General features: G+C 39.8%; 8 protein-coding genes. All 8 read left to right on the top strand.

What is annotated here, in order from left to right; all coding sequences use genetic code 11:
* The first annotated feature begins 78 nt into the window (after positions 1–78).
* The 8 genes from thiB to OQE68_RS00580 all read left to right on the top strand — a co-directional run bounded on the left by thiB (position 79) and on the right by OQE68_RS00580 (position 25,926).
* The gene (gene thiB, locus OQE68_RS00620) at positions 79–1,065 is read left to right on the top strand and encodes a thiamine ABC transporter substrate binding subunit (RefSeq protein ID WP_180568283.1); all 987 of its coding nucleotides are present in this window, start codon (positions 79–81) and stop codon (positions 1,063–1,065) included.
* A gap of 158 nt (positions 1,066–1,223) precedes the next feature.
* On the top strand, positions 1,224–2,816 hold the full coding sequence (locus OQE68_RS00615) for an ABC transporter permease subunit (protein ID WP_180568284.1): 1,593 nt from the start codon (positions 1,224–1,226) through the stop codon (positions 2,814–2,816).
* The gene (locus OQE68_RS00610; protein WP_180568285.1) at positions 2,809–3,423 is read left to right on the top strand and encodes a thiamine ABC transporter ATP-binding protein; all 615 of its coding nucleotides are present in this window, start codon (positions 2,809–2,811) and stop codon (positions 3,421–3,423) included. The genes OQE68_RS00615 and OQE68_RS00610 overlap by 8 nt, the downstream gene beginning before the upstream one ends.
* A gap of 205 nt (positions 3,424–3,628) precedes the next feature.
* On the top strand, positions 3,629–5,383 hold the full coding sequence (locus OQE68_RS30460) for a calcium-binding protein (protein WP_180568286.1): 1,755 nt from the start codon (positions 3,629–3,631) through the stop codon (positions 5,381–5,383).
* A 197-nt stretch (positions 5,384–5,580) separates the two neighbouring features.
* On the top strand, positions 5,581–11,679 hold the full coding sequence (locus OQE68_RS00595) for a discoidin domain-containing protein (RefSeq protein ID WP_180568287.1): 6,099 nt from the start codon (positions 5,581–5,583) through the stop codon (positions 11,677–11,679).
* A gap of 10 nt (positions 11,680–11,689) precedes the next feature.
* Positions 11,690–12,556: a rhodanese-like domain-containing protein gene (locus OQE68_RS00590; protein ID WP_180568288.1), complete on the top strand. Its 867-nt coding sequence runs from the start codon at positions 11,690–11,692 to the stop codon at positions 12,554–12,556.
* 163 nt (positions 12,557–12,719) lie between these two features.
* On the top strand, positions 12,720–13,634 hold the full coding sequence (locus tag OQE68_RS00585; RefSeq protein WP_180568289.1) for a transglutaminase-like domain-containing protein: 915 nt from the start codon (positions 12,720–12,722) through the stop codon (positions 13,632–13,634).
* A gap of 34 nt (positions 13,635–13,668) precedes the next feature.
* Positions 13,669–25,926, top strand: a complete 12,258-nt coding sequence (locus tag OQE68_RS00580) for a fibronectin type III domain-containing protein (RefSeq protein ID WP_266195406.1) — start codon at positions 13,669–13,671, stop codon at positions 25,924–25,926.
* The last annotated feature ends 13 nt before the right edge of the window (positions 25,927–25,939 follow it).

The following is a 25,939-nucleotide window of genomic DNA, read 5'->3' as shown; positions in this document are numbered from 1 at the left end:
TTTGGTCAGTTAAGTATAAGTATTCTGAAGGCTACTGTTATTGGTGGCCACTCATTCGGTATTGGGGGAGTTGTTTGAATGAAAACCATACAAACAGGGTTATTCATATTACTGTTAAGTGTTACTTCTCTTGTAAATGCAAATGTTTTAACTGTATACACCTATCAGTCCTTTGTTTCTGAGTGGGGGCCAGGCCCCAAGTTGCAGGCAAGCTTTGAAAAGCAATGCAACTGTCAGATTAAGTGGGTTGGCTTGGATGATGGCGTTAGTATTCTAAACCGATTAAAACTTGAACGAACTAAAACCAAAGCAGATGTAGTCATTGGTCTGGATCAAAACCTCTTAGTTGAAGCAAATAAGTTGGGTATTTTTGCTGGGCACCAGCAGGACCTTTCAAAATTAACACTACCAATGGCCTGGAAAAATCAGCAGTTTGTTCCCTATGATTATGGCTTTTTTGCATTTATCTATAATCAAGAACGCTTAAAACAGCCCCCACAGTCATTTGCAGAGTTACTTGCTGATAAAAAATTGAAAATCATTTATCAAGATCCTCGTACCAGTACCCCTGGCCAAGGTCTTATGTTGTGGTTGAATGCTATTTATGGAGATAGCGTAGCAGCAAAATGGCAGCAGCTTACACAGAAAACAGTAACTGTGACCAAAGGCTGGACTGAGGCGTATGGTTTGTTTTTAAAAGGGGAAGCCGACTTAGTTTTAAGCTATACAACATCTCAGGCCTATCACGAAGTGGCTGAGCAGGATACCCGTTATAAAGCTGTGGAGTTTAAAGAAGGACATTACCCTCAAATAGAAGTCGCAGCTATTATTAAAGGAACGCAGCAAGCAATACTAGCTAAACAGTTTTTACAGTTTTTATTAACACCAAATGTCCAGCAGCAAATAGCGACTCATAACTGGATGTTGCCTGTAGTGGAAACCACTCTACCAGAAGGGTTTAATAATATAATTAAACCAAAAATGGTGACGCCATTTACTGCTGAGGAAGTAGCTAAAAATAGAAAACAGTGGATTAAGCAATGGCGCCAGGCAGTAGTAAAATAGCTATAGCCTTCGTGAATGAGCTTTATATCCCTAGGTCACAAGTGCATTGTTGTCGTCATTCCTCACCCCAATCACCTGTTATTTATATACTTATGAGGCCTCATCGCTCGACGGTCTCGCCTAAAAAAAACATTCGCATGGCTACTATAAGAGCATAAATGTTATTTACAACAGCCGCCTGGTTTGGCTTTATTATTGTCAGTTTGATTTTTTGCTTCACTACAGCGGCATTAGTTGCTTTAGCCAGCGAAGGATGGGGAGCGTTTAATTGGCAAACGCTACTGGATCCTTATCTTTTGCATATAACGGGTTTTTCGCTAAAGCAAGCATTATTGTCTACTGTTATTAGTTTACTCTGTGCAATACCTGTTGCTAAGCTGATTGGATGCCGACAGTTTAAAGGTAAGCAGGGGTTATTAACCACTTTTAATTTATGCTTTGTATTACCGACTATTGTCGTTGTGCTTGGAGTCGTATCTGTTTATGGCCGTTCTGGTTGGCTTAATCAATGGCTCAACAGTGAACATTCAATTTATGGGTTGCCAGGAATTTTATTATGCCATGTTTTTATTAATTTCCCTTTTGCGACTCGGGTATTGGTTAATGCAATCGAGCAGATTCCAGTTAATCAATGGCGTGTAGCTGAACAATTAGGGTTTAATCGCTTTTACCGGTTTTATTGGTTAGAATGGCATGCAATAAAAAGTCAATTATTCCCATTATTGGGTCTTATTTTTTTGCTGTGTTTTAATAGCTTTACCATTGTGCTCGCCATGGGGGGCGGTCCTCAAAGTACCACTTTAGAAGTGGCTATCTATCAGGCATTGCGTTATGACTATGAACCTGGTTTTGCTGTTTTGCTAGCGACACTTCAATTAGTAATAACAGCGCCCATTGCATTAATGTTGTTTTATTATCAGCCTGCATTAAAACAAACTAAAAAATCAAGTTATCAAAAGCCGACAAGTTTATTAGATAAATGGTTGCTAATACCGGTGTTGATAGCAGTAACGGTATGGGTATTACTCCCTTTTATGGCACTAATAAAAGAAATAATTAATTGGCAGGCTGTCATAAAGGTTTTTTCTCTGTCGTTAATCAATGCGGGAATAAAGTCTTTAATTATCGCAGTGAGTACATCATTCCTCACTATCTGTATGGCGCTTGTTATCAATGCACTGTTATTTAATCTATCCAGTCACTATAAAGCAAACAGCCTCTTAAGGCCTATTAGAAGACAGTTCGGAGCGGCTATCGCTGAAGGGGTAAGTGCTAATATTTTGTACTTTCCAGCCATTGTATTAGCAACTGGCTGGTTTATTTTACTATGGCAGCTTAGTGATGTTTTTCAGTATACCTTGTGGCTGGTTATTATTATCAATGTATTAATGGCAATGCCATTTGCTATTAGAATCATTAAAGTGCCTTTTTTTCAAATAGCAAGCCATTACCAACAGCTATCAATGCACTTAGGGGTCACAGGTTGGCATTGGTGGTGGGTAGTGGCATGGCCAGCATTATCAACCGCTATTGGCCAGGCTGCAGCATTAGCGTTTGTACTTTCTCTTGGTGATATGGGAATTGTTGCTCTCATCGGTGACCCTGATTTTATTACTTTACCCTTGTTGGTTTATCAATACTTAGCAAATTATCAGTATCCACAAGCTGCTGTATTATCTGTAGTATTATTAATCAGTTGCTTTATTTGTTTTTATTTAATTGAGAAGCTGTTTAGGCGACAGAATGCTTGAGTTATTAAGTGTGCAAGTCAAACAAGGCGATAACCTATTTACCTATAATAGCCAGGTTAATAAAGGTGCTTTTTGCCGTATAGTAGGGCCAAGTGGCGTAGGAAAAACCACCCTGTTAGAAACCATTGCAGGCTTTAATCACATAGTGGCAGGGGAAGTCAGCTGGCAAGGGCAGTCATTTACCTATCAGAAGCCAGAAAGTCGACCAGTGTCGATGATGTTTCAACAGGATAATCTATTTACCCATTTATCTGTTTATACAAATATTGCCTTAGGTGTAAGGCCTTCAGCTAGATTAAATGAGGCAGAAAAACAGCAGCTGCAGCAACTTTGTTTGCAGTTAGGAATAGTTGATCAACTAGATAAATTACCACCACAGTTATCAGGTGGCCAGCAACAAAGAGCGGCTTTAGCAAGAGCGATTATTCATAAAAAACCAATTCTATTGTTGGACGAACCATTCAGTGCTTTGGATAAAAAGCTCAGAGAAGACTGTATAGCTTTAACCGATACAATGCGAAAACAATATAATTTAACTGTGCTAATGGTTACTCATCATCCAAAGGAGCTAGATCAGGTGGCCACTCAAACGATTGAAATTAGTTAACTTTCCTTCTAAAAAAACAATAGACACAAAACATACTGTTTTATAAGCTGGTTTTGCTAAAAGAAAGCATGAATTCGAATAATAAGGTAGTAGGGTAAAGCTATTAACTATCCTTAGTATGATGTTGATAGTTTATTAGGGTACTTCTAAAAATAGCATTTTTAGAAGTACCCGTAAGTGTTACCCTCGTTAGCAAGGACTAGCAATGAATATAAATAATATAAACGAAAATACCACTGATGCAATCACTATCACCACTACAACTAATGGTCATTTTTCTGATGTGATCGCTAACCATCAAACAGTCACTTTTCCAGCGGATATTCAACAAGCAGATCTGGCCGTATGGCGTCGAGGTAATAAGTTAGTTATTGAGCACAAAACAACTGAAGAAAGGATAGAATTTAATTATTGGTTCACTTACACCAGTAGCCACTACAAAACCCAGCAATTGCAGTTTAATAATGGTAGTAAGCTAACCCTGGCTGAAGTAGAAGCAATTGCAGTTTATCAAGGTACCGATAATGGTGAACAGTTGGTTGGATATCGTGAGCTGAGTGAAACCATTCATGCGCAGGGTGGTGATGATAAAGTCTTTAGTCGAGGAGGAGACGACACCATTGATGCTGGAGCGGGTAATGATTACGTAGATGGTGGATCAGGTAATGACACTATTACTGGTGGGTTAGGTAATGATGTTTTACATGGTCGCTCTGGCAATGATGCTATCCATGGTGGTAAAGGTGATGATCAATTGTCAGGTGGAGTAGGTAATGATCACTTAGTCGGTGGTGCTGGAAAAGACGTGTTATTTGGTGGAGAAGATCATGATATTTTACTAGGTAATGCTGGCAATGATTATCTGGATGGTCAGGAAGGTGATGATCAGATTAACGGTGGTGATGGAAATGACCAATTAATGGGAGGTACTGGTAATAACCAATTAGTTGGTGGAAAAGGTGATGATAAATATGTGTATGGTGGCGGTTTTGACACCATCAATAATGAAGGCGGTGGTAAGGACGTTATTATATTTAATAATGTACTGCCTGCAGGGCTCACTTTTGCCAAAGATAATAACGACTTAATTATTACTGTTGATGGGGATAGTCAACAGGGTATAAGGGTGATTAATCACTTTTTGGGTGGTGATTACTCTATTGACTTGGTTCAACCTGCTGAAGGTTACGCTTATTCATTAACAGAAATCAATGCACTGGCAAGAGCCAATGAAATACCTGAAGGTGAATCTTATCAAGCATTTGTGGAAGATACAGATGAGAGTAACCGGTTTTCAGCCACTCGCTTTGCCGACTGGGTAGAGGCAAATGGTGGCGATGATACCGTCTTTGGTATGATGGGTAATGATTATATAAAAGGTGGCAAAGGCGATGACCATTTATTAGGCGGTAATGGTCGTGCAAACCAAGCCGATGGTGATGATATTTTAGAGGGTGGCGAAGGTAACGATATTTTATATGGTGAGCAGGGTAATGATCTGCTAAAAGGTGGTACTGGTAACGACCATTATTATTATCAGGCAGGAACAGGCAAAGATACTATTGATAACAGCGGTGGTGGTAGGGACGTATTATTTTTTATAGACATCAACCGCAACCGGCTATCTTTTTATCAAGATAAAAAGGATTTAGTTGTACTTGTAGATAACGATAAAAACCAGCAAGTAAGGGTATTAAATCATTTTAATGGGGGAGACAGTGCTATTAGCTTAATTCAACCAGACGATGGTTTTGCGATGAACCGCCAGGCTTTCGAAACACTGGTTAAGCCTTACCCAAATACAATAGATGACTTCTCACTAGAAAATACAACGACTAATGTAGAATCACTTATTCATGCTATGAGTGGCTTTGTTAGTGAACGTGAGTTGAATACCACAAGAGCTGAAGTTACAGCAACAGCTGAAGTATATAGTGCTATTACAGTTAACTTAACTTAGTTGAGGTAATTAATCTTCATCTAAGAATAAAAGGCCTACCCTTTTGATTTTTCGATAGGAACAGTTGGAAAGGTAGGTTATTAGTCAACTAACGTCTTGTAACAAATACACTACAAACCCCTCCTTTTAGCTAATTGAATTGGCATTCAGCATGTGATAGATTTCACGACCTTTGCCGTCTTGTGGTGTATAAACCATTGGCAAGGAGAGATGGAATTTTAACCAGTTGTTGGGCTGAAGTCGTCATGAGACAGTATTTGCGTTGCCTGTATTTGCCTTTTTTTTTTCAGTTACTGCTAACAACCTCATCTCAGGCAACTGAGTCTCTGTGTGCCGTTGTTAAAATAGAAATTTCTCAAGAACTAACCATGGAGCGGCAAGCATTTGAAGCTTCTATGCGTATTAGTAACACGCTAGATACTTTTGCCCTGGAAAACATAAAAATTAACCTGTCAATTCAGGATAGTGAAGGTAACGAAGTTAAGAAAACGTCAAATGCTAGTGACAGCAATGCGCTTTTCTATATCCGTTTACTAGATAGTCAGCAACGAGGCATTACCAATGTCATTAAAGGTGATCAAGGAAGTATTACCAGTGGCATTATTGAGAAAAAGCAAACTGGTGAACTTAAGTGGCTGATTATACCTACTAAAGGCGCAGGTGGAGAAGATACGACAGGAAAAGTCTATCAAATCAGTGCTACTCTCGAAATGAACTATGGAGGCAAGGAAGAAAGCATTCAGGTCAGCCCTGATACTATCTTGGTTAAACCTCAACCAAATTTAGTGCTTGATTATTTTTTAACTCAGAAAGTTAATGGGGATAATCCATTTACACCAGCAATTGAGCCTGTTGAGCCTTATTCATTGGGTTTAAGAGTAACCAATACCGGCGCAGGTCCGGCCTATAATGTTAAAATCAAGTCAGCTCAACCAAAGATTGTAGAAAATAAACAAAAATTAGCGATTGGTTTTAAAATCCTTTCAAGTTATGTCAATAATCAGCCTGAAAAGAAATCTTTATTGTTAAATTTTGGCACCATTGATAGTCGTAGTGTGACTACTGGCCGATGGATGCTTGAGACGCCTTTAACAGGTGAGTTTATAGCATTCTCTGCAAAGGTGACACATTCTGAAGACTTAGGGGGGGATTTAACTTCATTAATTGAAGGCACCAATACCCATTTTCTGTTAAAGGATGTGTTGGTCGATTTACCTGGTAGAGATAATACTAAAGACTTTTTAGCGCATAATAATGATGAAAGCCTTTATGTTTACGAATCACAGTATATTGCTAACTCAGAAGGCCTTTGCCAAAACTGTATCCAGGTAAACGCATTAGCTGCCAGGTTGGAAGCCGAAAGGCATGAAAACAAGCAGTTGATTAGAAAGCTTGTGGTGACTAAGCCAACTGATCAATCAAGCCATATTAAAGTTAATGACCCCTACTCTGGCGAAAAAGCATTACTAAGTGTTGTGCGTAAAGATGGTACCAGGCTAAATCCCAATAACTATTGGCTGTCCAAGTCCATTAAAGCTGACAATATTCACTTTGATTACTACTTGAATATATTTGATGTAAAAAAAGTTGAAGAATATAAACTCTACTTTAGTGAAACAAAGCAGCTACCATTAGCCATTCAAGATTTGCCAGATAGGTTAGGCCATGAAGGAGGCCAAATTGGCTTTATTGTCAAAGCAACCGCTGGTAGCCAAACCAATATTCGTTTAAAAGCTAGTCAGCTGCCAATTGGTGCCTCATTTAAGGATAAAGGAGACGGTAATGGTGTGTTTCTTTGGTATCCAAAGCCAGGGCAGTCAGGCCTCTATAACGTAAGTTTTGAAGCCTCAAATGATACAGAAACGGCTTCTAAAAACACCAGTATTATAATAAGGCCCAAAAATGACACAGATGGTGATGGTTTGCCTGATAAATGGGAGAAAAAGCATTTTGGCGACTTGAGTCATACAGGAGAGTTGGATAGTGATCAGGATGGCTATACGGACTTTGAAGAATATCAAAATCAAACGGATCCAAACCAAAAACCACAGGTGCTAACCAAGCCTAAACTGGTTGCTCCATTATATGGTTCAGAAATTACGACTCGTAGCCCTGATTTAATTGTTGAAAATACTCGCCATGGTGCCAATGAGCAAGTTAGTTATCAGTTTGAGCTTTATCAAGATAGTGAGTTTACTCAGTTATTGGCTAAACAAGAGAGCGTCGCTGAAGGGCAAGGTAGCACGGTATTGAATATCTCTACCCTGATTGATGGCCAGGAAAAATTAGCTGATAATAGTTTTTATTACTGGCGTGCTAAAGCTGTTACCCATAACCGCTCTAGTGATTGGGCGGTAGGAAAGTTTTTTATTAATCTTGAAAACGACCCGCCAGCTTCAGTGAACATTACTGAACCTGCTAATTTATCTGTGGTACCTACATTACAGCCTGTTATTAAAGTCAATAATGCCAGTGATGTAGATTTTGATGAAATTCGTTATGGCTTTACTGTATATAAAATAATAAATACTGGGCAAGATGATAATGATGAGATAACCAAGCAGAAGGTTGCAGAAGTTAAGGGTATTTTAGCAGATAAGACAGGTACTACCCAGTGGCAAGTACCACTACCACTAGAAGAAGATCAACAATACATCGTAGTGGCTTCAGCAACGGATGAACATCAGGCAGCCACACACTCAAAGCCCATTAGCTTTGTTATTAGTACAATAAACAATCCACCATCAATACCTGAAGTCATTTCACCCGCTAAAGCGACTGTTATTGCTAAAAAAGAGAGCATTCAATTAACGGCAAAAACCAGTCTCGATCCAGAAGGGCAATCAGTTACTTATTTTATTGATGTTGATAAGGTAGATAGTTTTGACAGTCCTTCATTGAAGCAGTACAAGCTAACCAGTGAAGGAAGTACTGTTGAGCAGATAGTCAATCTGGAAGATAACACACTTTATTATTGGCGAATTAAAGCATCTGATGGTCTCAGCCATAGTGAATGGCAAATAAATAATTTTTTTGTCAATGTGGTTAATGATCCTCCTAGTGTTCCGACACCGTTAAATCCTGCCAATAAAGCTTGGATAGAAGTATTAACACCCAGTTTATCCAGCCATTCAGCTGCCGATGTTGATGGTCAAGTCACTTATTACGAGTTTCAGCTATTTTCAGATGAAAACTTAACTAATTTAGTGCTGAGCCAAAAAGTAACTGAACCCATGGCAGCATTGACAACAGTATTACAAGATAATACACATTATTACTGGCGAGTTAGAGCAATTGATGAAAAGGGACTAGAAAGCGACTGGTCAGCTATTTCTTCATTTTTTACTAATCATGATGGTGTCAATGATAAACCCACTTTAGCGTTTACTTTGCCAGAACAAATAACAGCTGATGGTAATCAGCTTAAGCTGAGTTGGCAGGATACAGACCCGGATAGTAATGCACAAATCACCTTATTTTATGGTGAAAATGTCATTATCCAGAAAAACCTAACAGAAGACCTAGATGCAGAAAATGATGAATACCAATGGGATATTTCTGGGTTTGAGCCAGGCCAATATAGTATCTATGCAGAAATTAAAGATGAAGAAAGTTCAGTAAGGGTTAATTGTTGTACGCTGATAGTTAATCCCAAACAAGGTAACTTAATCATAGAGCCAGTAACGGATTTAGTGACGGATGAATTTGGAATAAAAACTGCAACAGTCAATATATCTCTATCAATGCCACTGCAAGAGGCAGAAACAGTTGTTGTTAACTTTGCGCTTAGTGATCAAGCTGAAGCAACGATTCTTAATCAACAAAGCTATTTGTATTTTGATGTAAATAACTGGAATACACCTCAAGCTATTACCGTTATGGGCAAAGATGATTGTGATAGCGATGGTGATCAGGCGTTTCGTTTAGTTTTTGATATCGTGGCCAGTGATGAATCGCTTTATAGTGAAACGACTGTAGAGCCTATAACATTCACTAATCAGGATAATGAAGTTACAGAACAAACCTTGTTTATTTGTGATTATTTAAAAGAGCAAATAGCAAGCACAGAAACAAATTGGAAGACAGTTAGAATCAAGCCAAAACTGCGTAATAAAGGCCCTAGCTTGACTTCTGTTATTGCTAATGCTGTCAGTCGTACTGACTTGTTAAAAATTGCTGGCAATAACCAAGTAAGCTTTTCGGAAGTGATAAGTGGTAAACAGGTTACTAGCAATAATTGGTTAACTGTCACTTATCAAGAAAATCTAAACCTGGCAGCTATTAAATGGAATATTCAACCTGGTGAGTCTTTAACTGAAGTAGCTGGAACTGAGGATAATGATCACTTGGTCGGCTCTGACAATAATGATTACCTAACGGGTAATCAGGGTGATGACATATTAGATGGCGGAAAAGGCAATGACATCATTCTTGGTGGCCAGGGTGGTGATCAATATATTGGTGGCGAAGGGAATGACACATTTATTGTAGCAGGTACCAATGCGGGCTTAGATAGCTTTATTGGTGGTGAGGGTGAAGACAAGATTTTAGGAACTGATGCTGATGATATTATTCAGGTTAATTCACTCACTACTGGGTCTAGTATTGAAATAATTGATGGTAAAGCAGGTAATAATAAAATCTTTGGTACAGATGCAGCTGATGAAATCGATTTAAGTCAGACCCAAGTTAAGAATATTAATACTATTGATGGTAAGAGAGGCAATGATTTAATAAAAGGCTCACAAGGGAATGATAATATCATTGGTGGACCGGGAAATGATCTGCTGTATGGCCTTGAAGGTGATGATAGCTTCTATGTTAATGGTATAAATAATGGCTTTGATATTCTAGATGGTGGAACTGGGGAAGATAAACTTATTGGTTCTGCTGCAAACGATGTATTTGGTATTAAACAAATTACTTCTATTGAAATCATTGATGGTCAAGCGGGGGTTAATAAAATTATTGGCTCAACTGCTGATGATGAATTGGACTTTAGTCATACCCAACTTAAAAATATCAGTCTCATTATTGGAGGCTTAGGTAATGATGTGATTAAAGGATCACCAAACAATGATGTTATTTATGGTGGTGCAGGCTATGACATTATCGAAGGAAATGCTGGTGATGACACATTTTTGTTTAAAGACCAAGATGCGAATGGAGACTGCTTTGATGGTGGAGAAGGATATGACACATTAATCGGATCTGAGCAACAAGACACTTTGTATTTTAATTCAACGTTTGCTCGAAACTGTCAAGCCATTAAGTCTGTAGAAGTGATTGATGGTAATGGCGGGGAAGACATCATTTCTGGCTCTCCATCAAATGATAAGATTGATTTATCCACTATCGAGCTACAAAGTATTGAAAGAATTGTTGCTTTAGCTGGTAATGATGAAGTTATTGGCAGTTCAAATGATGATGTTATTGATGGTGGTGATGGTGATGATATCTTATCTGGCTATAAAGGAAATGACTTGCTAATAGGAGGGCATGGCAATGATACTTATAAGCATCAGATAAATGATGGAACAACTACTATTAGTGAGTCAGGTTTAGATGGCGATAACAATATTATTGAGTTATCAGGTATTGTTAAAGAACAGGTATGGTTTAATACCCGCAATAATGATCTGATTATTTCAATTTTAAATAGCCATGATCAAATTATTATTAATGACTGGGTTACGAATCAAACAGCTATTAAAAGTATAAAAACAGAACACTTTGTGTTGGAGTCATCTAGTATTAATCAACTCCTAGAAACAATGAAAGCAATAGGAACGCCTGAGAATGGTAGCTTAGTATTGAATGCTGAACAGACTCAGCAAATTAACGAGTTAATAGCACTGACTTGGTTATCTAAAGCAGGTACTCCTGAGTTAACTAATCTTGCACTTCATGCGACGGCACACTCCTCATCTAATGAAGTATCTTACTTACATCAGGATTTAGTGAATGACGGTAAAGCAGATACCCGTTGGTCCAGTGCTTATGATGATGCAAGCTCTATTTATTTAGACCTTAAGCAACTGGCGCGAATATTCAGTGTTCATCTTAATTGGGAGGTGGCTTATGGTAAGCGTTATGAAATCCAGGTGTCTAATGATGGCCAACAGTGGCGTACTATTTATCGAAATAATAATGGTAAAGAAGGGCTAGAAGTACTTGAGTTTACCCCTGTTATTGCCCGTTATGTAAAAATGCAAGGCATAAAGCGTGGTACCCATTGGGGTTACTCGTTATGGGAATTTAAAGTGTTCGGGTTTAATACATCAACTGTTGACTAATGTGTTGTTCATGCTTCGAGTTATTTTATTGTTAAAACTGCTTGTTGTATTTCTGGTGCAGTCTATTCAAGCTGCTCCAGATGTAAAGCAATGTCCAGCAACTAAGGAATACTTAGAGCAAGTCAGGTTGGCGGAAAATATTAGTCAACCTGTAGATTATGCTTGCTTTGTTGATATCGGTGAAATAACCATAGCTGATTATCTGGTTGTTGATGCCCGTGAGCCTCGACATAATAAGGATGTATTAATTCCTTCCAGTATTAGAATGTCAGCGAAACAATTGGCTACTCATGAGTTTTTAAAAGATAACAAGCTACTACTACTGGGTGAAGGATACAATACAACCCAAATGGCTAATCTTTGTTATCATCTGGTTAAAAGTGGCTTTAATGAAGTAAAAATAATCAATAATGGTATCTGGGCATGGCATTTAGCGAGTAAGCCATTATCCGGTAAAGAAGGTGATATAAAACAATTAAATCATGTGTCAGCTAACCAGGTTTTTCGAGCTTTGCATAATGATGGTTTTTACTTACTTGTTAGTGATATGTATCAACAGTATTTGACAAAATTAATAGGCACTAATCAAACATTAGCTGATTTGTTAAACAACAAGGTTATTTATTTTCCAAAGAAAACAAAAGAGTTGAGTGCTTTTATTGAAAAACAAATGCAACGAATGACTGCTATGGGACAATATCCAACTTTTGTTCTTTTGGCAGACGGGCAATTAAAGCACAATTTAAATAAGCAATTACCACTTAGAAATCTGTTTATCCTGTCTGATAGTATTCAAGCGTTGCTTGTAGAATACGCAAAGTCAGAACGAACCGCCCAGCGTTATGGGGCTGTACCCAATCGCTATCAGTGTCAATAATATACTCTTCGCAAATGATTTTTAGTCTTTGTTACCATCGCTCTTCACCCCAGTCATTTAGTTTATCTAAACTCCTGGGGATTCATCACTTGGTGGCCTCGCCTAAAATATCCTTTGCTGTGAGTCTATATTTTTACACTTAAAAACAGTTTATGATGAATATATGCAGAAACCAGTTATTATATTGACATCCTTACTCATTCTGTTAGTGGTGCTGATAGGAGTAGGCTATTGGGTGATTAATAGCCAGCCCGCTAAAAGTACTGAACAATTAGTTAATGACTTAAAACCAGTGGCTAAACAGGTTCGGTATAGCTTTTTAGTTGAAAATAGAAGTGACCAATATATTAAATCAGCTCAATTTGAGGCTTTTGCTCCTGTAACAAGTACACCATTTCAACAGGTTATTGATATTAAGAGTAATTATGACTATCAGCTAAAACAAGACAGTATTGGCAATCAATCATTGGTATATGCTTTAGCTGATATTGCACCTTATAGTCAGAAACAAATTACTATTGAGGTAAAGCTGGACCTGTATGAGCGTCAACATCAGCGGTTTTTAACTGGTTTAGCGCACAGCCAGCTAACTAAGTCAAGTAACTTTATAGAAGTTAACCACCCAACAATTAAACAGGTGGCTGCTCGATTTGAAAATAAGCCCAAACAAGAGATGCCATTGGTCATTACCCAGTGGCTATATGACAATATCAAAGCCGTTGATTATATAAAAGAAGACCGTGGTGCGTTATATGCACTTACCCACTTAAAAGGTGACTGTACTGAATTTATGTATGCATTTATTGCATTAATGCGCCAACTTGAATCACCTGCAATAGGTGTCGCTGGTTTTATAGCTGAAAATAAAGTGACTGTATTACAGCCAGCCAACTATCATAATTGGACTGTTTTTAAGCAAGAAGACAGTTGGCAGCTGTCAGACCCATTAAATAATAATCTTGAGCAAGCTCAGGATTATATTGCGTTTAGAATTATGGTTGGCGATAATTCGCCAGATTTTCTACGTGCCCAACGGTTTTATCGTTATGATAAGCGCTTAACAGTAACGATGAATTAGCATTACCTGGACTAAAACTAACGGTGTAGTATCAATGGAATATATTTGGGGTTTATTCCTGTTTTTTGTTGTGTTGTGTTTTTTCAATAGAAAACAAGTGACTTTTTATTTATTGATCAGTCTAGGTTTGATGGTTGGTGCTAATGCAGATGATATTACTTCCAGTACTTCAGAACATATAGGTAAAACAATAAATTTTGAAGATGACTCTTTAGGTGACTATTACTGGCATCGTAGTGGCGCAGGGGCTTGGGAAATTACCGCAGCAACGAATGATGATGGACAGGTATGGCGCCCCGTGATGGGGCAAGGACAAGAAGCCTTCGTTAAAACCCATGTCAATGTCCCTGTAAAGAGTATGTTGTATTTCAAGGCCATCAAAACCAAAGGACCTGAAATGCGGCTTTACATTGATGGGAAGTACAATAGTAATTACCACTGGTATAGTTACCATGAGTACAATGCCCAGTATGCAATTCCGTTAGAACCCGGCAAACACACGATTGAGTTTCGTGCAGCACAGACAGATGCTGGTGGGTATTTGGAATTAGATAATTTAATTTTACCGGCCTTGGTTGATTCCGATAATGATCAAGTCAGGGATGGCTGGGAATATGAATTTTTTAGTAAATTAGACCAAGATTTTCAAGTGAAAGAAACGGATACCGATAGTGATGGATTAACGGATTTAGAAGAGCATACCCACGATACCAATCCTACCAAGGCAGATACCGATGGCGATACGTTATCAGATCAGTGGGAAGTTCGTTACCAGTTATCCCCGCTTAAATATGATGTCATCACAGACACAGATAAAGACGGTGTACGTGATCTTGAGGAATGGATTGCTCAAACAGATCCTACGGATCCAAACGACAAACGTCGTTTATTGATTGATTTTGAAGATGATCAATTAGGCGGCTATTACTGGCATCATAGTGGCGCAGGGACTTGGGAAATTACCGCAGCAACAAATGGCGATGGGCAAGTATGGCGCCCCGTGATGGCGCAAGGGCAAGATGCTTTCGTTAAAACGCATATTAATGTGCCTGTAAAAAGTATGTTGTATTTCAAGGCCATCAAAACCAAAGGGCCAGAAATGCGGCTTTACATTGATGGGAAGTACAATAGTAATTACCACTGGTATAGTTACCATGAGTACAATGCCCAGTATGCAATTCCGTTAGAACCAGGCAAGCACACGATTGAGTTTCGTGCAGCACAGACAGATGCTGGTGGGTATTTGGAATTAGATAATTTAATTTTACCGGCCTTGGTTGATTCCGATAATGATCAAGTCAGGGATGGCTGGGAATATGAATTTTTTAGTAAATTAGACCAAGATTTTCAAGTGAAAGAAACGGATACCGATAGTGATGGATTAACGGATTTAGAAGAGCATACCCACGATACCAATCCTACCAAGGCAGATACCGATGGCGATACGTTATCAGATCAGTGGGAAGTTCGTTACCAGTTATCCCCGCTTAAATATGATGTCATCACAGACACAGATAAAGACGGTGTACGTGATCTTGAGGAATGGATTGCTCAAACAGATCCTACGGATCCAAACGACAAACGTCGTTTATTGATTGATTTTGAAGATGATCAATTAGGCGGCTATTACTGGCATCATAGTGGCGCAGGGACTTGGGAAATTACCGCAGCAACAAATGGCGATGGGCAAGTATGGCGCCCCGTGATGGCGCAAGGGCAAGATGCTTTCGTTAAAACGCATATTAATGTGCCTGTAAAAAGTATGTTGTATTTCAAGGCCATCAAAACCAAAGGGCCAGAAATGCGGCTTTACATTGATGGGAAGTACAATAGTAATTACCACTGGTATAGTTACCATGAGTACAATGCCCAGTATGCAATTCCGTTAGAACCAGGCAAGCACACGATTGAGTTTCGTGCAGCACAGACAGATGCTGGTGGGTATTTGGAATTAGATAATTTAATTTTACCGGCCTTGGTTGATTCCGATAATGATCAAGTCAGGGATGGCTGGGAATATGAATTTTTTAGTAAATTAGACCAAGATTTTCAAGTGAAAGAAACGGATACCGATAGTGATGGATTAACGGATTTAGAAGAGCATACCCACGATACCAATCCTACCAAGGCAGATACCGATGGCGATACGTTATCAGATCAGTGGGAAGTTCGTTACCAGTTATCCCCGCTTAAATATGATGTCATCACAGACACAGATAAAGACGGTGTACGTGATCTTGAGGAATGGATTGCTCAAACAGATCCTACGGATCCAAACGACAAACGTCGTTTATTGATTGATTTTGAAGATGATCAATTAGGCGGCTATTACTGGCATCATAGTGGCGCAGGGACTTGGGAAATTACCGCAGCAACAAATGGCGATGGGCAAGTATGGCGCCTCGTGATGGCGCAAGGGCAAGATGCTTTCGTTAAAACGCATATTAATGTGCCTGTAAAAAGTATGTTGTATTTCAAGGCCATCAAAACCAAAGGGCCAGAAATGCGGCTTTACATTGATGGGAAGTACAATAGTAATTACCACTGGTATAGTTACCATGAGTACAATGCCCAGTATGCAATTCCGTTAGAACCCGGCAAACACACGATTGAGTTTCGTGCAGCACAGACAGATGCTGGTGGGTATTTGGAATTAGATAATTTAATTTTACCGGCCTTGGTTGATTCCGATAATGATCAAGTCAGGGATGGCTGGGAATATGAATTTTTTAGTAAATTAGACCAAGATTTTCAAGTGAAAGAAACGGATACCGATAGTGATGGATTAACGGATTTAGAAGAGCATACCCACGATACCAATCCTACCAAGGCAGATACCGATGGCGATACGTTATCAGATCAGTGGGAAGTTCGTTACCAGTTATCCCCGCTTAAATATGATGTCATCACAGACACAGATAAAGACGGTGTACGTGATCTTGAGGAATGGATTGCTCAAACAGATCCTACGGATCCAAACGACAAACGTCGTTTATTGATTGATTTTGAAGATGATCAATTAGGCGGCTATTACTGGCATCATAGTGGCGCAGGGACTTGGGAAATTACCGCAGCAACAAATGGCGATGGGCAAGTATGGCGTCCCGTGATGGCGCAAGGGCAAGATGCTTTCGTTAAAACGCATATTAATGTGCCTGTAAAAAGTATGTTGTATTTCAAGGCCATCAAAACCAAAGGGCCAGAAATGCGGCTTTACATTGATGGGAAGTACAATAGTAATTACCACTGGTATAGTTACCATGAGTACAATGCCCAGTATGCAATTCCGTTAGAACCAGGCAAGCACACGATTGAGTTTCGTGCTAAGCAGGTTAGTGCTGGTGGATACTTTGAGTTAGATAATTTAATTATTCCAGCACTACCCGAAACAGATCATCCGTTGTCTACTGCCCCTGTCTCCTTAAACAACTGGCAAGAATACGACTATGAAGGTGGTTCTGCTGGTGATTGGCGAGTTTCTGATAATGGTCGTTATGTTAAGCAGCATATAAATGGTGAGCCTACTTTCTTTATTAGTGATTTTGAGCTGGCAGGAAACCGGTTTGAAGGTAAATTTAAAGTTGAAGATACAGGGGATGATGACTTTATTGGTTTTGTTTTTGGTTTTAAAGATTTAGAAAGTCCTTTTTATTTATTCTCATGGAAAAAAAATAATCAAGGAGCGGCAAAAGAAGGCTTTAGTATTATAAAAATAGTAAAACCAACATCAAATAGAGACTATTTTTGGAATCTTACTAGTAACGAACATATAAAAGTGCTTAGCCAAACGTTTGCTAGTGATAGAGGCTGGGCTCCTCATAAAGAGTATCGATTTAGTTTATCCTACCAAGTAAATGGTAATATTCGTGTGCATATTTATGATGTAGAAAGTGGTGATCTACTATGGGATAGTGGCTTAATTGTAGATGAGGAGCCAATCGGCTTAGGAAAGGTAGGCTTTTATAACTTCAGTCAGGAGGATGTCGTTTACGAAGGTTTTACTACTGCTACTCTACAAAAACCTATCGCTAAATTACCCAAGACTATTCAGTTTTCTGCGAAAAATACCACAGCTGTTATTGATGCATCTAAAACAACTGACTTGGACTCTCTTAATGGCCATAGCCAGCTAACCTTTAAGTGGGATATTAATAATGATGGTAGTTATGAGTTTGAAGAACTTGGTCAGCCAGCATTATCAGTTGCTTTAACTGAGTTAATCAGCCATGGTTTAGCTTTTGGTCAAAAGTTAGCGGTTAAATTAACAGTCACAGATGCAGACGGTTTATCTGATGAGGCAACTACGCAAATTAGTTTAAAATCTTCTCAACCAACCATTGAAATAACAAAAGCTGACGAACTGATTACGGCAAATCAACCATTTAATTTTACTGTAAAAGTAAATGATCTTGATAATGAACTAGGTCTTGGAGAGACGACTTTAGTTGCTGTCGATAAAAAACAGGCTAATTCTATAAGTGACTTTACTAATCCTATAGTTAAATCTGATCAAAATGAGACAGAAGTTACTATTCCCTATTCAACAATCTATAAGCTATTCACTGATGGATATAATCAACTCTATATTAATGTAATCGATTCGCAGGGGGTTATTAACTCTACAACCATTCCACTTACCTTTGCTAAACCCGATATTCAGCTTGAAGATAAAACGATTAAAGGAAATTTTATTGCAGGTGAACCAGTAGAAGTTAATGCGGAGCTAGTCAATAAAGGTAAAGGACCAGCAGGTAATCAGTGGGATTTGTGCTTATATTTGTCTGGCAATAATACTATTGATGATGCTGATACCTTGCTTGGCAAAATAACAGGTGATTATATTGATGCTAATGGATCTATTAAATTAACTCATAAAATTACCTGGCCAGATATTGATACAGGTAAATATCACATCTTACTTAAGGCTAACTGCAACCAGGCACAAGCTGAGGATGAAATAGACAATAACACTGTTGATACTGGTGTATATAATGTTCAGCGCACTTGTAAACTGATTGAGTTAACGTCGAATACACAAGTGTTAAATAAGGAAAATAACAGCTGGTCAGGTAAACTGGTGTTCAACCGGCCAATGAATACAGGTGTAGTACCTAAAGTGTTGTTTAAAAATAGTAATGGCCAAACTATTAAAACACTTGAGAGTGGTACATGGCAGTCAGATACTGTATTTGTCACTGAGTTAGTCAGTTTTGATAAACCAATTGAAACGGGTTTACAAGTCAGTGTGGTTGATGCAGCTGATGATGTTGGCAATAAAATGCTTCCTGCTGAAAACCAATTGGGTATAGAAGTAGATACTATTGAGCCAGCCGTACCTACAATAACTGCACCAAAATCTGAACTTACTTTTATTAATAGCTATAACTTTAGGTTTACAGGGACTGCACCAGCAAATACAGTTGTGCAAATAAATCAAAGTGAAGTCACGCCTGTCGGTGATCAATGGCAACTATTAGTGGGTAACTTGAAAGAAGGTGCCAATGAATTTGTGATTTCCAGTAAAGATAAAGCAGGCAATCACTCGGCAACAATTACTCGCAAAATTATTGTAGACACTGTTAGACCCACTATAAATCAGTTTACCCCTAAGCCTTGGACTAATCAGGTTCCTAAGCAATTAACTATTCATATAGAGGAATCGGGTAGTGGGGTTGATATAGTTAATAGCCGAATTTTGGTGACACGAAATAATGTAATCCTACCAGTAGAGACAGATTTATCTACTGATGGCAAACAGGCGATTATCACCTATGGTGAGGCTTTCTTGGAAGGTGCTTATCACATTAAGGGATTTATTGTAGATAAAGCAGGCAATCAGTCTACCCCGATCAATTATCAGTTTACGATTGATTATTCTTCACCTAAACCATTGGTGTTTCAAAACTATCCAGCAGTGACTGCCAGTAAAAAGGTATTACTGAAAGGCCGTAAAGAAGCAGGTGCGGCAGTTTATTTAGAGGATAAGCAAGTTTTCAACGCAACTGACTCTAGTGTATTTAGTTATGAGGTGGAATTAACGCCAGGTATTAATCACTTTCAGTTTAAGCAAGCGGACAAAGCCAATAACTTCAGCGAACCCACCAATATTACCATTCGCTTTGATGATCAGGCGCCTGGCAAAGTGGTGGCTTCTGTTAATGGTGAAGGCAGTGGTACGGTCGCGGTTGTTGATTGGCAAGGGTATGATGTGGCGGCTAATGGCAATGATATCGCCCAATATCATATTTATTTGTCTGATCAGCCATTTACTTCAGTAGCGGGTTTAACGCCGTTGGCAAAATTACCTGCTACTCAAAAGCAATATCAATTAACGGGCTTACAACGTAATAAAACCGTTTATGTGGCAGTTATTGCGGTAGATCAGCAAGGTTTATTGATTGAAGCCGTGGAGTCTAAGCCTGTTGAGCCTAAAGATACTGAGGCTCCTCCAGCAATTACCCAAATTAAAGTTGAAGCGACTGATAAAAAAGTACGTGTTAATTGGCAGCCAGTCACTGAAAGTGATGTAGTGTCTTATAAACTGTATTGGTCTCCAGAAGGGAGTATCAGTAGCGAAAGCAATGCAGTAAAGAGTAAGACGATTGCCGTTGACAAGCTGAAGTATGTTAATGGTTGGGCGTATTTTGATATTGCTGGGTTAAAACCTGCCACAGCTTATCAGGTAAAAATTACGGCTATTGATCAGGAAGGTAATGAGTCTACTGCTAATCCTCGCCAGGCAGTGACTTATTTAAATAATCCAGCCGGTTTAAGCGCAGAGCCTAATGATAGTCGGGCTACTTTAACTTGGTCGGCCGTTCAACCAACAGCACTGATTAAACAGTATAAGGTTTATGTCAGTGACACTACTTTTAACTCGGTCAGTGGTTTACAGCCTAAGCTGGTAGTCAATAAAAATCAGCTAACAGGCACTATTACTGGTTTACAAAATGATCATCCTTATTTTGTAGCAGTGACTGCGGTAAATACGGCAGGTGTCGAAAACCCAGTGGTACAAACGATTCAGGTAACCCCTGTTGCCGATCAAGAAGGGCCTGAAATAGAAAGCATTCGTTTTATTCAGACGACAACTACCCATGAGCTGAACAATAACCAACTAATGGTAACGGGTAATGGGCGGTTGGCTATTAAAGCTGACGATTCAAGTGGTATCAGCCGAGTGGAATTCAGTTTACAAGGCGAGCGATTAGCAACCGTTACTAATGGTTCGCCAGACTATCTGCTGCCACTGCAAGTGAGTCAATTAACTGAAGGTGACAATCAGTTACTTATAAAGCTATTTGATCACTTGGAAAATGTGACTGAAAAATCCATCATTTTAACTGTAGAGCTGGCTGCACCCACAGCGCCTGTCCTTACAATACCTGCAAATGTTAATGCTGGTATTAATAATAGGGAATTACGCATTAATCGTGATGAGTTCACTTTAAGTGGCACCTCAGAAGTTGATACGACAGTAACGGTATTGGTAAACGATACGCCTATTGCGGAAGCTATAACGGTCGGTAGCACTGGCCGATTTAGTCAGACTATTAGTTTACAAGAGGGTGAAAACGTTATTAAAGCCGCTGCGCGCTATATTGGTCACGCAAAAGCCAGCCAATTCAGCCAAACAATAAAAGTGACAGTGGATCATTCTCAACTGCCTGCACCTGGTAATTTCACAGGTATGGCAAAGCGCTTAGGTCAGGTGGCATTGAGTTGGCAGCCTATTCATAGTGATTTGCTAAAAGGCTATGCAATTTATCGGTCAACTACTGATTTTACCCGCGTAGATCAACCTGGTGTTGTACAGGTGAATAATAAATTACTGACAACGGATACAGGCAATGACACGTTAGCGGAAGATGGTCAGTATGTTTACCGGGTAGCCGCAATTAATCAGTTGGGTACGGTCGGTGAATTATCTAAGCCGATAACGATTACTGCGGACAGTACGGCACCTGTGGTAGAAAAAATTGAATATCAACCTGAAGTACAAATGGATGGTATCTTTGGTGTAGGTTCGGTAGCGGTAGTAGTGACTTTTAGCGAGCCGCTACGAAATACACCACATTTTGCTATTGCGGTACCAGGTAGCCTGCCATTAACAGCGGAATTAACGGCTGATTATGACAACCCTCGGGTGTATAAAGGACATTTTGACATTACCTCTAATACGCCTTCAGGTACTGGCCATGCCATTGTGACAGCCCATGATGCAGCAGGTAATCGAGGTACAGAAATTCAACAAGGTAAATCGATTAACATCGATACGTTAAGCCCTGAAATTGCCAAACTAGTTATTAACCCATCTGCCCCCATTGTTAATCAAGTGGATGAAACTGGTAATGGCCAACGAGTAGAGGTGTTGATTACCTTAAAAGATACCGTACGCACAGGGACTCAACCGATTTTAATTCCTTATATTGAGGATCAAAATAGCCGACAAGTGCTGGCTGATTATGCTGACGGCATTAGTTTAACCCTTGATCCACAGTCTCAGCCTAACCAGCCGGTTTATATTGGTTATCTTACTTTGCCTGCTGATGTGGGGTTAGATAATGCGGGTGAACCTGTGGTGGAATATTTAGGTTTTGATTTCCAGGCAGAAGACCGTTTAGGTAATCAGGCGACTGGAATTAAAGTAAAACATAAATTCCAGGTTTACCAAGGGGATTTACCACCTTTAACAGCACCAACAGGGGTTGCTGCAACGGCCTTAGCGGGTGGTAAAGTTCAACTTAATTGGCATTCAGTAGCAGAGGCTGATGGTTATGTGGTTTATCGTAAAAACCAGGTAGATGAGGACTTTACTTCATTAATTGAGCTAACCAATGCTGAATTAGCGAATGAAGCGCCTGGTTATCTAGACGGTAAAAACGCTCCATTAGTGGATGGTAATTATTGGTATGCTATCGCTACGATCAGAAAGCATAATGGTCAGCGTGCTGAAAGTGCTTTAAGTGAGGTAGTAAAAGTTGTAGCCGATGGTGAAAAACCACAAGCCCCTACGGAATTTAAAGCCCAATTAACAGGCAAAGGGGTAGTGGCTGAATGGCAGGTACCAGCAGGTGAGCTGCAAAATGGTCAACTGCGTTATCAGCTCTATCGGTTGCCATTAACAAGCCTGGAGGAGTTAACAACATTAGCTGACTATCAGCCAGTGTTAACGCCAATAAAAGGGTTAAAAGCACTCGACTCAGCGCCATCAATTAATGAACACCTTTATTTTGTTACGGCCATTGACCCTGCGGGTAATGAATCAGCCCCATCCAATGCGGTTTACTTAAATACCCAACTGTTGCCTGTCGCTGATGTAAAAATACGCTTACCGTTAACCGGTAAACCAGAAATTAGCTGGCAGCATAATGGCCAAAATATTAATGGCTATAAAGTAGGTGCTGTAGATATTAACGATGTGCGGTCATTGCATGATCAGCTATTACCAGAACCTCAGTTTGTTGATTCTGATTATGTCGATAGTCAGTTAAATCGAGGCCAATTAGGTGAAAGAATCTACCAAATCAAGGCAGTTGATAATAATGGTAAGGAAAGCCTGGCCCATGATATTGCCTTGCCTGCATTGTCCACTGAATTGACAACCGTTGCTGGTGAACAACCTCAGCTTTATCGTGGCATTATGAATAAGCTGCAATTTAGAGTGGCTAATTTAGGTAAACAAACAGTCAATAATGTTAAGTTAAAAATTAGCTTGAGCATTAATGGCAAAACCTATATCCACTGGTCTGATGGTTTTACAGTTGAGGCTGACAATATTACAGATGTTCCAGTGGTAATAGGGGGATATGAGCAATTACCTGGCGTGGTTACTTTAACCATGGAAACTATTTGGCAACCCCATTGGATATCTAATCGTAACCCTGGCCAGCAGGTAACCATAGTGCAGGAAGCATTAGTGACTGTTAGTCAGGCAGGAGTAGAAGCTACTATTATTGCCGATGAGTTTGTCCGAGGAGCAGTGGGTAAAGCGCGCTTGCAAATCAATAACCCAACAGATGTTGCCATTGAATTATTGATGGCGAAAGGGAAACAGCCTTCAACTGAAGTCCGTTGGGTATTGGAAGATTTAGCAGGCAATATTTTAAGTACGGCACCTGTTAAGCAGTTGGTGGGAGATGTCGTACAACTACCTAATAAATCAGTAGTTGCTCGTGTAGCCCCTGATACAACCTTCACTTCAGCCGTTACTGAAATCCCAGTACCAGCTGCGGCCCCGGATGTGGTGGTGTTAAAGCTGGAAGTGGATAAACTCCATTATCAGCTAAGCAAGCCAACATCTGTGGCGATTAGTGGTACTCAGGCAAGTTATCAACTGACGTTGCAAGAAACGCCTTATATAGCAGAAGTGACAACCGTTGATAAAACTGAGCTTTATGAAGGGGAAACGGTAACCATTAAAGGACGTGCGGTTGAACGGGCTAATAATAACTCTGTAGCCAATGTACCTGTGAAGGTGGTGCTATCTGTAAGAGGTTTTGAGCGTGAATATTCTGTTTATGCCAATGAAACAGGCGAGTTCAATTTAACTTTTACCCCTGGCCGTGGTGAAACGGGTGAATACACCGTATCTGTCTTGCATCCAAGTATGCTGACTCGCCCACAACAGGCAACATTTGTGGTGAAAGGGGTAGAAGTATGGCCTGCAAAGGTTAATGTGAGCATTCCTCGTAATTATCAGCAGCCAATTAAGCTGAATGTGAAAGCTGGGCATCATACGGCGTTATCCAATATACGTTTAAAATATCGTCCGCAATTGGCTGAAAACGGAGAAGCAGTTACTGCACCAGCAGGCGTTAATTTTAACTCTGTGGCTTTAGAACAGTTAGTGGCAGAACAACAAGGGGTATTATCACTAACATTAAGTGGTAATAACTTGGCACCTGCCAGTGGTCAGTTGTTGTTTGATGTATTAGCCACGGATGAAAGCCAAGAAAAACTAGTTAAAACCGTTCAGGTTAATTACACCTTTACCCAAGCCAAACCGGCATTAAAAGCAGAGCCCAGTTATATTCGCACTGGCTTAGCCCGCGGTGAAGAAGAGTCACTCTTTATTAACCTGAGCAATGTTGGGCAAGAAACTGCACGACAATTGACGTTAGCCCTACAGGATAGCCAAGGCCAACCGGCACCTGATTGGATAACCCTGGGTACACCGGCACAATTTGGTGACTTACAACCAGGCATTGAACAAAGTATTCAGTTGCTGGTGCAGCCAAATGAGCAGGTGGTAGAAGGTGAATATCAATTTAACCTAGTGGTTTCAGGAGAAAACTGGCCAGCTCAATCCATTCCTGTGTTTGTGGCTGTATCACAATCGGGTAAAGGACAGGTACATTTTCAGGTGGCGGATATTTACACCAATACCTTCGATGAAAATGGGGTATTAATTCCAGGGTTGGTTAACACGTCGATTCAATTACAAAATGTAGAAGTGCCCAGTATTACCTTTGAAGGTAAAACGGATCAAAATGGTGAATTATTAATTAAAGATATCACTGCTGGCCGTTACAGTTATCGGGCTTCCGCATTTGATCATAAAGCAGCGACAGGTACTTTATGGATAAAACCTGGAATTACCACGGCAGAAGAAGTCTTTATGATGAATCAGCTGATTTCAATCGAGTTTTCGGTAAAAGAAATTACTCTGGAAGACCGTTATGACATCGTATTAAATGCTACTTATGAAACCCATGTACCAGCACCAGTGGTGGTATTTGAGCCGATGTCTATTAATTTACCCACCATGGAAAAAGGGGATATTTACCAAGGGGAAATTACGTTAACCAACTATGGCCTAATTAAAGCAGAAAGCATGAAAGCAAATTTGCCGGCAGGTGATAATTTTGCACAAATTGAGTACTTGACGGAGATACCTGAGGAGCTGGAACCAGGCCAAGTAGTAGTTATTCCCTTTAAAGTGAGAGCATTAAAAGACTTTGTACCTAAAGGAGATGGTGAAGCAACCGGTGCAGGTTGTATAAACCATCGTTACGAAATTTCGGTGTCTTATAAAGGCCAGTGTGCTAATGGCCAGTGGGTACCGGGTGGAACCATTGTGTTATTGCAATGGTCAGCAGCAGGCAGTTGTAGTACTTCCAGTGGTGGCACAACAGGTGGTGGTGCTCACTATTACTATGGTGGTGGCGGAGGCTGGGGTACAAGCTACTTCCCGAGCCCAACCACTACTGAAGGGCCAAATGATAGCTTCTGTGGCGGCGGTGGAGATGACCCCTGCAGCAATTTAGGTGGCAGTGAGCCAGCAGAATAAAATCCTTTAATTA

It is taken from the genome of Spartinivicinus marinus, assembly GCF_026309355.1.
Lineage (GTDB): Bacteria > Pseudomonadota > Gammaproteobacteria > Pseudomonadales > Zooshikellaceae > Spartinivicinus > Spartinivicinus marinus.
The sequence above is the reverse complement of the archived record's forward strand: the minus strand, read 5'-3'. Positions and strand labels throughout refer to the sequence as shown.

Excerpts from the sequence above, each read along its gene's own strand:
- OQE68_RS00610 (WP_180568285.1), top strand. The coding sequence starts at position 2,809 with ATGCTTGAGTTATTAAGTGTGCAAGTCAAACAAGGCGATAACCTATTT.
- OQE68_RS00585 (WP_180568289.1), top strand. The coding sequence starts at position 12,720 with ATGCAGAAACCAGTTATTATATTGACATCCTTACTCATTCTGTTAGTG.
- OQE68_RS30460 (WP_180568286.1), top strand. The coding sequence starts at position 3,629 with ATGAATATAAATAATATAAACGAAAATACCACTGATGCAATCACTATC.
- OQE68_RS00590 (WP_180568288.1), top strand. The coding sequence starts at position 11,690 with ATGCTTCGAGTTATTTTATTGTTAAAACTGCTTGTTGTATTTCTGGTG.
- OQE68_RS00615 (WP_180568284.1), top strand. The coding sequence starts at position 1,224 with ATGTTATTTACAACAGCCGCCTGGTTTGGCTTTATTATTGTCAGTTTG.
- thiB (WP_180568283.1), top strand. The coding sequence starts at position 79 with ATGAAAACCATACAAACAGGGTTATTCATATTACTGTTAAGTGTTACT.
- OQE68_RS00580 (WP_266195406.1), top strand. The coding sequence starts at position 13,669 with ATGGAATATATTTGGGGTTTATTCCTGTTTTTTGTTGTGTTGTGTTTT.